The 12,196-nt window shown below is 64.2% G+C and carries 12 protein-coding genes; 9 read left to right on the forward strand and 3 right to left on the reverse strand.

The genetic code is table 11. The features are described from left to right. Nucleotides 1-7: 7 nt before the first annotated feature. Both PQR02_RS00305 and PQR02_RS00310 read right to left on the reverse strand, forming a co-directional pair. Nucleotides 8-199, reverse strand: coding sequence for a hypothetical protein (locus PQR02_RS00305; protein ID WP_408223755.1), 192 nt, complete (start codon nucleotides 197-199; stop codon nucleotides 8-10). Nucleotides 200-220: 21 nt separating this feature from the next. Further along, complete coding sequence (locus tag PQR02_RS00310; protein ID WP_408223758.1) at nucleotides 221-1,198, reverse strand: AAA family ATPase; 978 nt, start codon at nucleotides 1,196-1,198, stop codon at nucleotides 221-223. A gap of 264 nt (nucleotides 1,199-1,462) precedes the next feature. On the opposite strand from PQR02_RS00310, the gene PQR02_RS00315 reads away from it, so the two are divergent. Together PQR02_RS00315 and PQR02_RS00320 are read left to right on the forward strand one after the other, a co-directional pair. Next, on the forward strand, nucleotides 1,463-1,966 hold the full coding sequence (locus PQR02_RS00315; RefSeq protein WP_408223761.1) for a hypothetical protein: 504 nt from the start codon (nucleotides 1,463-1,465) through the stop codon (nucleotides 1,964-1,966). Nucleotides 1,967-2,050: 84 nt separating this feature from the next. Beyond that, the gene (locus PQR02_RS00320; RefSeq protein WP_408223764.1) at nucleotides 2,051-2,848 is read left to right on the forward strand and encodes an endonuclease/exonuclease/phosphatase family protein; all 798 of its coding nucleotides are present in this window, start codon (nucleotides 2,051-2,053) and stop codon (nucleotides 2,846-2,848) included. Nucleotides 2,849-2,978: 130 nt separating this feature from the next. Here PQR02_RS00320 and PQR02_RS00325 read toward each other — a convergent pair whose 3' ends face one another. After that, nucleotides 2,979-3,959 carry an aldose 1-epimerase gene (locus tag PQR02_RS00325; protein ID WP_408223767.1) on the reverse strand — a complete coding sequence of 327 codons (981 nt, stop codon included), beginning with the start codon at nucleotides 3,957-3,959 and terminating at the stop codon, nucleotides 2,979-2,981. Nucleotides 3,960-4,402: 443 nt separating this feature from the next. On the opposite strand from PQR02_RS00325, the gene PQR02_RS00330 reads away from it, so the two are divergent. From PQR02_RS00330 to PQR02_RS00360, 7 genes are all read left to right on the forward strand, one after another. Beyond that, nucleotides 4,403-5,455 carry a LacI family DNA-binding transcriptional regulator gene (locus PQR02_RS00330; RefSeq protein WP_408224616.1) on the forward strand — a complete coding sequence of 351 codons (1,053 nt, stop codon included), beginning with the start codon at nucleotides 4,403-4,405 and terminating at the stop codon, nucleotides 5,453-5,455. A gap of 123 nt (nucleotides 5,456-5,578) precedes the next feature. Beyond that, nucleotides 5,579-6,598, forward strand: a complete 1,020-nt coding sequence (locus PQR02_RS00335; RefSeq protein WP_408223770.1) for an ABC transporter substrate-binding protein — start codon at nucleotides 5,579-5,581, stop codon at nucleotides 6,596-6,598. A 336-nt stretch (nucleotides 6,599-6,934) separates the two neighbouring features. Beyond that, nucleotides 6,935-8,509: a sugar ABC transporter ATP-binding protein gene (locus PQR02_RS00340; protein ID WP_408224619.1), complete on the forward strand. Its 1,575-nt coding sequence runs from the start codon at nucleotides 6,935-6,937 to the stop codon at nucleotides 8,507-8,509. Then, nucleotides 8,499-9,539, forward strand: coding sequence for an ABC transporter permease (locus tag PQR02_RS00345; RefSeq protein ID WP_408223773.1), 1,041 nt, complete (start codon nucleotides 8,499-8,501; stop codon nucleotides 9,537-9,539). The genes PQR02_RS00340 and PQR02_RS00345 overlap by 11 nt, the downstream gene beginning before the upstream one ends. 39 nt (nucleotides 9,540-9,578) lie before the next feature. Continuing rightward, the gene (locus PQR02_RS00350; RefSeq protein WP_408223776.1) at nucleotides 9,579-10,538 is read left to right on the forward strand and encodes an ABC transporter permease; all 960 of its coding nucleotides are present in this window, start codon (nucleotides 9,579-9,581) and stop codon (nucleotides 10,536-10,538) included. A gap of 149 nt (nucleotides 10,539-10,687) precedes the next feature. Next, nucleotides 10,688-10,984 carry a hypothetical protein gene (locus PQR02_RS00355; protein ID WP_408223779.1) on the forward strand — a complete coding sequence of 99 codons (297 nt, stop codon included), beginning with the start codon at nucleotides 10,688-10,690 and terminating at the stop codon, nucleotides 10,982-10,984. Nucleotides 10,985-11,203: 219 nt separating this feature from the next. Continuing rightward, nucleotides 11,204-11,974: a ferredoxin--NADP reductase gene (locus tag PQR02_RS00360; protein WP_074285705.1), complete on the forward strand. Its 771-nt coding sequence runs from the start codon at nucleotides 11,204-11,206 to the stop codon at nucleotides 11,972-11,974. Nucleotides 11,975-12,196 lie beyond the last annotated feature (222 nt).

A 12,196-nucleotide genomic window follows, 5' to 3' on the forward strand; every position in this document is an offset into this window, starting at 1 on the left:
CTGCAGCTTAGTGCTGCGTGCTCTTTGCGCGGTGATGCACGGGCTCGACCAAGTCGGTCCTCACTTGCGTGCGCGATACCGAATAACTGCCGACCGCTGGCATCTCAAAAATAGCAATAATTGCTGCGACATTCACCGCGAATCCAGAACGGATCATCTCGTTTTTGAAGGAAAAAAGCCGCCAGAAGGCGGCTTTCATGCAAAAAATGGGCAAAAACACTCAAAAACCGATCGGTTTTCGCCGATTTCCATGGTCCAGACGAATATCGCCCGCTTCAATCCGATCCCGCCCATCGATCCGCGCCGCGCCGAAGCCGTTCAGAATCGCGCGGCGCATCTCACGCGGCGAAGCCAGCTTCAGCGCGTCGAGCGCGGCATCGCCGAGCACCTCGGGAAAACGCAGGCCCCAGTTGTGCGCAGAGCGGATCTCGTCATAGATCGCTTGCGCGATGCGCCGCGTGCCGTCGCGATCCGGCGGCGGAATTTCGTACACATTCATCCGGTTCAGGATCGGCTCCGGAATCGAGCGCTCGTCATTCGCGGTGGCGATCCAGATCACGTTCCCCGCGTTGATCGGAATCTCGGCGAATTCGTCGATGAAACTCTGCGCGGTGTCGTGTTCGAGCAGCGCATACAGCGCACCGAGCGGATCGTATTGGGAATCGCCGGTGGCCTTGTCGATTTCGTCGACGGCGATCACGGGGTTCGCATAGCTGCCGTTCACGAGCGTATCGAACACCTTGCCCGGCTTCGCGTTTTTCCATTGCGACGACGCGCCCGACAGAATCCATCCCGCCGTCAGCGAACTCATCGCCACGTATTGGTAAGCGGTGCCGAGCAGGCGCGCCAACTGTTTCGCGAAATGCGTCTTGCCGATCCCGGGATCGCCGAGCAGCAGGATCGGCATCAGTTCGAGCCGGTCTTCGGTCTCCAGACACAATGCGACCTGCTTGCGAATGTCGTCGAGCGGTACTGAAAAATTGGGGAGCGCGTGGATGAGATCGTCGATCGACGGCATCCGGTTCGGCTTCACACAAAAGCGCAGATTGCCCGTCTTCAGCATCTTTTCGTACGTTGCGCGCAGCGCCTCGTTCGCGCCTTCGCCGAGGTCGTTCAGCGCGGTTTCGACCTGATCGAGGTCGTACACCCGGCTGAAAGACGCCACGGCGATTTCCTGTTTGACCATTGCTGTTGTCATCGCTCACCCCGTCTTGGCTGGCCTTGCAGCGGCGCGCATGGTGGGCGCCGTTTCAAGTCCAGTGTAACCACGACATATTCCCGTGCAAGCCAGCAGTCGTGCGGCTCTGCTGCTAACAATGGTTGTTTTCGACACTTGTCGTCCCTATCTGCAATGCATTGTTGCTGAACGCGGCCCTGATCGAAGTGTCAGAAAAGCGTGGCGGCCATCGGGGGTAAGATGGCTCTCTGACCATTCGGGCCGAGTAGAGCCGGAGATCCTTCTATGTGGAAAACCAGTATCGTCGCCATGCTGCTTGGCACTTCGTTGCTTGCAAACGCACAACAACGACCGGCGCAGCAGGTCGTGCAATGGCAGTTACAGGTGGTGCGCGACGGACAACAGATCGATTCGTTCGACGGCACCACCACGGTCGGCCAGGCGCGCACGGATACGCATCACAAGACGGTGCAGCATAACGTCGGCTGTAAAGACCAGCCGGCCGGCAGCCTCGATCTGTCGCGCACGCTGACGGTCTCGCCGCTGCGGGCCGATGCTAACGGGATCACGCTGTCGATCGACACGCAGGAGACGCTCGAGGACGACGCCGCGCGGCAAACCGACATCGGCTGCAAGCTGCCGCCGCAGCCGCGCCGGGTGAGCGCGAGCCATCCGGGTCTGATGGTTGCGCCGGGCCAATGGGCGAGCTGGACGATCGTCGAGAAGGATCCAAACCTGGTCTACCGCGTGCGTGCGAGTCTCGCGGACGGCGGCAGGAATGCAAATTGACCATTGGTGAGAGCGACACGCGAACGGATAGCCGATCAACGCGCACAACCAAAGCCTTCAAACAGAACACGTGGATAACGCGGCATGCGAAACCCAGAAGAATTGATCCGCGAGAACCTCGCGCCGAACGATTTCGTCGCGGTGAGCTGGAACCTTCACAAAGGCCGCACACCGCTCGGCTTTCAGGCCTGGCAGGCCATGCAGCGCTGGGTCCAGTCGACTCACGCGGACGCCTATTTCCTGCAGGAAGCGATGGCGCGGCGCATGCCGTCGCCGATGCTGGCTAGCAGTTTCGGCGCGCCGATCGACGATCCGCTGAGCGATGTCTGGCACTGCCAGGCCACTGAAATCGCCCGTGCGCTCGAACTCGAAGTGGCGCTCGGCCCGAACGTGTTCAAGCCGTCGTGGCGGCACGGCAATGCGATCTTGTCGCCGCATCCGCTCGATCTCGGCGGACGCTGGGACATCTCCGCGCATCGCTTCGAAAAGCGTGGCTTGCTGGTGGCGAGGGCGACCTTCGGCGGTCATTCGGTCACGCTGTTGTGCGCGCACCTTGCGCTCACGCGGCCGGCGCGCTTGCGGCAGATGAACTGGATCGCGCACTGGATCGAGAAAGAAGCGCCCGATGGTCCGCTGGTGCTGGCCGGTGACTTCAACGACTGGCGCAATGACTCGGTGCCGCTGTTTCGCGAGCATGGTCTGCACGAGGTGGCGACGCTACTCGGCGAGTCGGGCCGCACTTTCCCCGCGTTCTCGCCGGCGCTTGCGCTCGACAAGATGTTCGTGCGCGGCATGCGGCCCATCGAATGGATTCAGCCGACCCAGGAAACCGCGTGGCTGTCGGATCATTTGCCGTATATGGCGCGCTTGCGGGTGGAGTGAGTGGGTGGCGGGTGCGGATTGGAAGGGGCGGCGTGGCCGCCCTTTTGTTTTGCCGGGCGCTGACGCTTGCATGCTTGCGCTCTTGCACACATCGACGCGTCACCGCCTCAGCACGGATCGCGTGCGGCAATCAGCCGCGCTGCGGCATCCACGTCAAGGTCGCGGCGATCTCCTCGCCGGGCGCCAACACGCAACCGCCCACCTGCTCACGCATGCCGACCGCGTTGAAGCAGTCCGTGGTGTTCGTCACCGGCTCCACGCATAGCTGCGCATCGTTGGCCGGAGCGAACACCACCAGGTGATCGAACGGAGCGTCGGCGGTCATCGTCAAGCGGCGCTTTTCGTCGGGCCACGCAATGGTCACCTCGCGCGTCCAGTTGGCGAAGTTGTTGTCGAGATCGAACGCATCGGGTGACATGCCTTCACGCAATGCGTCGACTGCGGGATGCGGGCCGAGATGCGTCGGCAGCACGTCGGCGTCGGCATGCCACATCGCTTGCACGTCGGCGTACACGCGGGTTTGCGCGGTCCGCGGATAGTACGGGTGATGCCCCATGCCGAACGGCATCGGCCGCCCGGCCCGATTTTGCGCGGACAGCGTGATGCGCAGCGCGCCGCCGCGCAGCTCGATCCGCTGTTGTGCCCGGTAGCGAAACGGCCAGTCGCCTGGCACTCGCGGATCGCGCTCATGTTCGAAGTGCAAGTCCACCGCACTTTCGCTACGCGCTCCGACCTGCCAGGGATGCCGCCACGCATTGCCATGCAGCGCGTGCGCGAAGCGCGAGTCGTTGCCGGCGAGATCGACAGTGCCCCCGCCGAATTCGAAACGCGCGTCGCGAATGCGGTTGCAGTAGGGAAACAGCGGGAAGCTCGCCATCCGCAGCGGATCGCGCTGCTCGAACGCCGCGTGGGCAGCCGGCCGCAGCCAATGCAGCGGACCGTCGGGCGTGATCTCGTAGAAGGCCGCGAGCGCGCCGCCTACCCCGGGGGCGATCACCGCGCGCAGCGCGCCCGCCGTCAGCGTGACGAGCGTGGCTGCGATGGCGGGATCATCGAGCCATGCGAGTTCGGTGGCGGGCGGTCGGACCGGATTCAAGGAAAGGTCGCGCATGGTCAGAAAGGGCAAGGCCTTGGGCGGATGGCGGCATGAACGCGCATCGGTGTCTGGTGTGTCGACCGGAGTGGGTGCTTCAGCGCGTCGATCCGGAGTTGGCGCTTTAGCGGCTACTCCGGTCCCATGCTTCCGCCCTTACTCCGGTCCCATAAAAGTCAATTTCCGTACCGCGCGCAGCGCGCGGCCGGCGGAGCGTCAAAGTCCGCGCGACCGAGAATCGCACGACAAAGCCAATCGGTCAATATTATTAGTAATAAATCTGCGGTAAAGGACCGCTCGGCAAGCGGACTGCCCACTCCCCAATGACGGGTTTGCGTGCGTTGCCGGGCGCATATTATTAGTGGTACCGTCAACACCAACACGCCCCGGACATGCCTCCGCTTTTGCGCCGCCGCAGTGCGGCCCGCCCAATGAAAAAATCGACTCAACGCCGTCCGACCATGACCGACATCGCCAAGCTCACCGGCGTGTCGCAATCGACTGTTTCGCTGGTGCTGAACAACGCGACCGGCGCGAAGTTCTCCGAGACCACCCGCAGCAAGGTGCTGAAGGCCGCACACGATCTCGGCTACCGGCTGTCGCTGCGCGAGCCGGTTGCCGCTTCGACCGACGAACGCAATCTGATCGTCTACCTGGCCGACGAAATCTCCACCAGCCCGCACCCGGTCGTCAACATCGACGGCGCGCGCGACGCGTCCTATGCAAGCGGCAAGATGCTGGCGGTGTATTCGACGCACGGCAACGCCAATATCGAAAAACAGGTGCTGGACACGATCCTCGCGAATCCGCATGTGTTCGGCGTGATTTACGCGACCGTCTACACGCGCAAGGTGACGCTGCCGGCGGCGCTCTCGCAGGTGCCGGCCGTGCTGCTGAACTGCTACACGGGCGAAAGCGGGTTTTCGTCGGTGGTGCCGGCGGAAGTCGCCGGCGGTCATCTCGCCACCGACCACCTGCTGCAAGCCGGGCATCGGCGGATCGGCTATATCAACGGCGAGCCGTGGCAGGACGCGTCGAAAGACCGCCTGAAGGGCTACCGCACCGCGCTCGCCACCGCCGACCTGCCCTACGCGCCGGAACTGGTGCGCGACGGCGACTGGAGTTCGGGCCTCGGCTTCGAACTGACGCTCTCGCTGATGCGCGAAGCCAATCCGCCGACCGCGATTTTCTGCGCCAACGACCTCACCGCGATCGGCGCGATCGAAGCGTTGAAGCAGCTAGGCCTGCGCGTGCCGGAGGACGTGTCGGTGCTCGGCTACGACGACCAGGAAATCGCCCGCCACACGCATCCGCCGCTCTCCACGGTGGTGTTGCCGAACTACGAGTTGGGACGCTGGGCCGTCGAAACGCTTCTGCAGGAAGAGCACAACCGCGCCGCCGGCGCCCCGGTGCGGCACAGGATGGTCAAGCTCGATGGACCGCTCGTCGAACGCGCGTCGGTCAGGGTAATTACCGAGGCAAAAGCGCCAATAATTAATATTATTAGTGATTGACCGATAATAATTCCTGGTGGAATAATCGGCACGTCTGGTCGGGGGGACGCACAGCGCCGCCGGCCGGCACCAGCCACTCAAAAAGCAAATACAACCCTAGCTCACCAGGCACTGGAGGAAGACATGGCGTCGCTCAACACGCAGTCGCGCAAGCATGCGCGCAAGCAGCAGATTCGTCCGCTGGCAGGTTCGCTGCTGGCTCTGGCAATCGGTTTCGGCGTCACCACCGCGCACGCCGACGACGCGTTGCCGAAGTTGGCCACCAAGACCCCGTTGAAGGTCGGCTTCGCGCAGACCGAAAGCAATAACCCGTGGCGTCTGGCGGAAACCAAGAGCTTCAAGGACATCGCGGCCAAATGCGGCTGGCAGATCGTGATGACCGACGCCAACGGCTCCAACTCCAAGCAGGTCTCCGACATCCAAAGCATGATCGCGCAGCACGTCGATCTGCTGGTGTTCCCGCCGCGCGAAGAGAAGCCGCTTGCGCCGATCGTGTTGCAGGCCAAAAAGGCCGGCATTCCGGTGATCCTGGTCGACCGCGATGTCGATCAATCGGTAGCCAAGGCGGGCCGCGACTACATCACGTTCATCGGCTCGGACTTCATCGACCAGGGCCACCGCGCCGCCGACTGGCTCGTGAAGGCGACCAACGGCAAGGCGAAAATCATCGAACTCGAAGGCACGACCGGCGCGTCGGCCGCGAACGATCGCAAGAAGGGCTTCGACGAAATCGTCGCGAAGAATCCGGGCATGACGATCATCGCGTCGCAAAGCGGCGACTTCGCGCGCGACAAGGGCCGTCAGGTGATGGAAACGCTGTTGCAGGCGCATCCGGACGTCACCGCGGTCTACGCGCACAACGACGAAATGGCGCTTGGCGCGATCGCCGCGATCAAGGCCGCCGGCAAGCAGCCCGGCAAGGACATCCAGATCGTCACGATCGACGGCACCAAGGGCGGCATGGATGCGATCGCCGCCGGCGAACTCGGCGCGAGCGTGCAGTCGAGCCCGTTCTTCGGCCCGCTCGCCTGCGATGTCGCGCAGCGTTACGCGAAGGGCGAGAAGATCCCGACGTGGGTCAAGGTGTCCGACCGGTTTTACGACAAGGGCAATGTGCAGCAGAGCATGCAGTACGGCTATTGATCGCGAAGCAATAGACAGACAAGCGCCCCCAAGGGGACTTGTTTCACTGCGTTGCAGCAGGAAGTCACCCGCCTTTTAAAAGCGTCTCCTCGGCGGGCGGGTGACGGGAAGGGTTCGAAGCGACGCGCCCGTGATGACATGGACCGTCGCTTCGCTTTTATGCGGCGTAACATGGCTCGACCGCGAAGCTTCGAACACGCCCCTGCATCCAGCCCGGACACGCACGGCGACTCATCCGCGCGAGCCTGTGCAGCACCCGCATCAGGAGGACTCCCCGTGACGGAATCCGGCAAAGAGACGCCACACTCCCCCCTCGCCCGTTCGCCGCTGCTCGAGATGCAGGACATCGGCATCAGCTTCGGCGGCGTGCCCGCCCTGCGCGGCGCCAATCTGAGCGTCGCCGCCGGCGAAGTGCACGCGCTGATCGGCCAGAACGGCGCCGGCAAATCGACCCTGATCAAGATCCTGACCGGCGCGTATCGGCGCGGCTCGGGCAGCGTGCGCTTCGAAGGCCAGGAAGTCGATTTCCGCACGCCGAAGCAGGCCCGCGAAGCCGGCATCAGCACGATCTATCAGGAGATCAACCTCGTGCCGTTCCGCTCGGTGGCGGAAAACATTTTTCTCGGCCGCGAGCCGCGCCGCTTCGGCCTGATCGATTGGCGCGCGGTGCAGCAGCGCGCTAGCGCGCTGCTCGAATCGTTCGGCTTGCAGATCGATGTGAAGAAACCGGTCGGCCGCTATTCGACCGCGATCCAGCAGATGGTGGCGCTCGCGCGCGCGGTGTCGTCGGACGCGAAGATGGTGATCATGGACGAGTCCACGTCATCGCTCGACGAACGCGAAGTGGAGCTGCTCTTCACCGTGGTGCGCAAGCTGCGCGACGACGGCCGCGCGGTGATCTTCGTGTCGCACCGGCTCGACGAGCTTTACGCGCTGTGCGACCGCGTCACCGTGATGCGCGACGGCCAGACCGTCGCCCAAAGCACGATGGCGGAAATGGACAAGCTGCAACTCGTCACGACGATGCTGGGCCGCACGCTGGCCGCCGTCGTGCAGGAAGACACCGCTTCGCGCGAAGCGAACCTCGCGCGCCGCGGCAAGCAGGCGATTGCGGCCACGCACTTGAGCGCGCATCCGAAGGTGAGCAACGTGTCGCTCGAAGTGCATGCTGGCGAAGCCGTGGGTCTCGCGGGCCTGCTCGGCTCCGGGCGCACGGAGACCATGCGGCTGATGTTCGGCGCCGATCCGCTGGAGCAAGGTTCGCTGTCGATCGGCGGCGCAGCCGTCACATTGAAGTCGCCGCAGGACGCGATCGCGTGCGGCCTCGCGTATCTCACTGAGGATCGCAAGGGTGAAGGCATCGTGCCCGAGCTGTCCGTGCGCGACAACCTCACGCTGGTCTGCCTGCGCACGCTGGCGAAGAACGGCGTGGTCGACGTGAAGAAGCAGCAGGCGATCGTCGAGCGCTTCATCGCGTCGCTCGGCATCAAGCTGCGCTCGGCCGATCAGCCGATCCGCGAACTGTCCGGCGGCAATCAGCAGAAGGTGCTGCTGGCGCGCTGGCTGGCCGCCGAGCCGTCGATGCTGCTGCTCGACGAACCGACGCGCGGCATCGACGTGGGCGCCAAAGCCGAGGTCGCGAAGATCGTGCGCGAGTTGCGCGACGCGGGACTGGCGGTGCTGCTGTCCGCGTCCGAACTCGAAGAGCTGACCGCTGTGGCCGACCGCGCGGTCGTGATCCGCGACGGCCGCACGGTCGCCGAACTGAACGGCTCCGCGATGAGCGAGACCGCGATCATGGATGCCATCGCCTACGGCAGCGAAGGCCGTTCGCAACTGGCCGAGGCCGCGCAAACGGCTAACGCCGCCCATATCGAAGACGCGTTGGAGGGCGACCGTCATGGCGCTTAAGCTGCACACCGAGTCGTTGCGCACCGAACCGGCGCGGCATGCCGACGCCGCCGCGTCCATGAGCGCCGCGCCACGCGCGCAATCCGCGAGCACCGCGCGCAAATGGAGGCACCTCGCGATGCAGCGCGAAATCATCGTGCTGCTCGCGATGGTGCTGTTCAATCTGATCTTCACGCCGCACTTCTGGTCGCTGCAAACCTTCAACGTGAACATGACCCAGGTGGTGACGATCGTGATCGTCGGCATCGGCATGACGCTGGTGGTGGCGACGGGCGGCATCGACCTGTCGGTGGGCGCGTCGATGGCGATCTCCGGCGCGCTCGCGCCCATGCTGTTCCTCAACATAGCGGGGCCTGGCGGCATTGCGCTCGCGTTCGTGCTGCCGGTGCTGGCCGCCGCCGCGTGCGGCGTGTTCAACGGCTTGCTGGTGACGAGGCTATCCGTGCAGCCGATCGTCGCGACGCTGGTGCTCTTCATCGCCGGACGCGGCATCGCGCAAGTCGTCACCGACGGCAGCCTGCAAGCGTTCAACACGCCCGCCTTCCAGTGGATCGCGCTTGGCAAGATCGCGGGCGTGCCCTTCCAGGTGCTGTTGATGCTGGCGCTGGTCGGCGTGTTCGTGTGGGTGGTGCGCAAGACGCTGTTCGGCCAGTATCTGCTGATCACCGGTGGCAACGAAAAGGCCGCGTATCTGTGCGGCGTGCCGACCGCCACCGTGAAGCTGATCGCCTACACGCTGTGCGCGGCGCTCGCCGGGCTCGCCGGGCTGATCTCGATCTCGGTGAATTCGTCGTCGGATGCGAACGTGGTGGGGCTCGGCGTCGAGCTCGATGCGATCGCGGCGGTCGCCGTCGGCGGCACTGCGCTGACGGGCGGCAAGGCGTACATCGGCGGCACGCTGGTCGGCGCGCTGATCATCCAGTTGCTGCGCTATACGCTGCTCGCGCACGGCATTCCCGACGCGGCGGCGCTGGTGGTGAAGGCCGGCATCATCGTCGCGGCCGTTTATGTGCAGCGGCGCTCGCGCTAACGCCTAACGCAGCTCACGCACCCTCCCGGACTCGATGCAATGAAAAAGAACCTTCCTATCCTGCTCGCGCTGGCGGCCCTCGTCGTCTTCGGCCTCGTGCGCTACGAGCATTTCGGCTCGGCGTACAACATCACGTCGTTCTGGCGCTACAACTCGATGTTCACGCTGATCTCGATCGGCATGGCCTTCGTGATCATCACCGGCGGCATCGACCTGTCGGTCGGCACGGTCGCCGCGCTGGCGAGCGTGGTCGCCGCGCTGACCAGCGTGTATGGCGGCTGGGTCGCCGTGCTGGCCGGCTGCGCGGCCGGGCTCGCGGTCGGCGTGCTGAACGGCCTGATCATCACGCGGCTGAAAATCCTGCCCTTCATCGTGACGCTCGCGACGAGCCTCGGCGCGCACGGCGTGGCGCTGCTGCTCGGCAAGAACGATGCGGTGTCGATCGCGGCCGAGTCGAACTTCGGCAACTTCGGACAGGGCGACCTGTTCGGGCTGCCGATTCCGGGCCTCGTCGCGCTGGTCGCCGCGCTGGCCGGCTGGCTCGCGCTGCGCAGCTCGCGTTTCGGGCGGCATGCGCTGGCGATCGGCGGCAGCGAGGAAGCCGCGCGGCTGATGGGGCTGAACGTCGACCGCACGCTGGTGACGGCTTATGCGGTGAGCGGGCTGCTGGCCGGCATGGCGGGCGTGATCCTCGCCGCGCAGTTCGGCGCGGGGCAGCCAAACGAAGGGGTCGGCTGGGAGCTGTTCGCGATTTCGGCGGTCGTGCTCGGCGGCACGCTGCTGACCGGTGGCGAGGGCTCGGTGGCGATGACGATTGCCGGCGTGCTGCTGCTGGGCCTGGTGTTCAACCTGCTGAACTTCGAAAACGGGCTCGGTTTCATCAGCTTGTCGGCTTACTGGCAGTCGGTGGTTCGCGGCGTGTTCCTGTTGCTGGTGATCGTGTTGCAGGCGCGAGTGCTGAAGCAACGCGGGAAAAAGCGGGTGAGGGCGCCGGCGTAATCGGCTCGTGTGAGTGGGCGGACCTGGCGGCGCACGCTTCGCGGCGGTTCGGGCGGTCGCGGGTTCATGCTCGCACTTTTCGGCGTCATCAAAGCACCATAGGCTCGGTGCCTTATCGGGTTTCGGGTCTGCGCCGATCGTGTCGACCTGTGATCGAACCTGTGTACCAAAAACAATCCATCAGACGACGCGGACTCGAAGTGCGCGACATCCGCTTCACGCAAGCGCTTTTTGCCGGATTTCACGCCCGCCGCACCGCGTTTGCCAGTTTTATCAGCAGGGTCAATGCTGCAGTGCACGCCGGCTTTCGGTATCATCCCGAAAATGTTGCCCACGCGGCGCGCCTATCCGGCGCATGCCGGACAGCCGATGGCAACCGCCCTGCGCGGCTTTCGCCCATCGCCGTACCCCTTGCTGAAGCGCGGCGGCATCCACGCCAAACGTAGTTCGCGACGCCCGTTGTATCGGCAGCCGGCGCCCACGCTTGCGAGGTCCGGCAACCCGCTTCACCGCGCTCAACCGCCGCGCCGCCGCCCTCAGGCAGCGGGCGCGGTAAAATAGCGGATTGCGCGTGACTCTCGATCAGGGCTAGCGCAGCATCGCCCTTGCCGTGCCGGCCGGCTAAAACGACTGGCCGCCTTTGTTTTCGCACTATCCAAGAAGCCATGAGCAACCTGAATTCACAAACCGTCCTGAGCGTCCATCACTGGACCGATACGCTTTTCAGCTTCACCTGCACGCGCGATCCGTCGTTCCGTTTTGAAAACGGCCAGTTCACGATGGTGGGCCTCGAAGTCGACGGCAAGCCGCTGATCCGCGCCTACAGCCTCGCTAGTGCGAACTACGAAGAACATCTCGAATTCCTCAGCATCAAGGTGCAGGACGGCCCGCTTACGTCGCGTTTGCAGCATCTGAAGGTCGGCGACGAAGTCCTGATCGGCAAGAAGCCGGTCGGCACGCTGATGGCCGACAACCTGCTGCCGGGCAAGACGCTGTGGCTGCTGTCCACCGGCACGGGTCTCGCGCCGTTCATGTCGATCATCAAGGACCCGGACATTTACGACCGCTACGAGCGCGTCGTGCTCACGCACACCTGTCGTTTCGTCGACGAACTGGCGTACAAGGAATACATCACCGACCACCTGCCGGCGCACGAGCACCTGGGCGAACTGGTGCAGGAAAAGCTGCTGTACTACCCCACGGTCACGCGCGAAGCGTTCCAGAACCGCGGCCGCATCACCGAGCTGATCGAAACTGAAAAGCTGTTCGCCGACCTCGGCGTGCCGGGCTTCTCGCTCGAAGACGACCGCGTGATGCTGTGCGGCAGCCCGCACATGCTGCGCGACACGCGCAAGCTGCTGGACGACCTGGGCTTCCAGGAAGGCAGCAACAATGCGCCGGGTCACTACGTGGTCGAAAAGGCGTTCGTCGGCTAAGCCACGTATCGTTTTCGCGGCGCGCGCCGCCGATCCAGCAAAAAGGAGCCTTCGAGCTCCTTTTTTGTTGCGGGTTACAATTGGCACCCTCGTGACGGAAATCCCATGTCGGGAAACTTCCTACAAAAGCGTGGCTTGCAAACATCAACCATTGCATGAAAAGTGCGCGCTAAGCCTTGGTGCCACTGCATTCTTTCTTTTTTTGAGATATCATCGCGCCGC

Source organism: Paraburkholderia sediminicola (assembly GCF_046026895.1).
Classification (GTDB): domain Bacteria; phylum Pseudomonadota; class Gammaproteobacteria; order Burkholderiales; family Burkholderiaceae; genus Paraburkholderia; species Paraburkholderia sediminicola_C.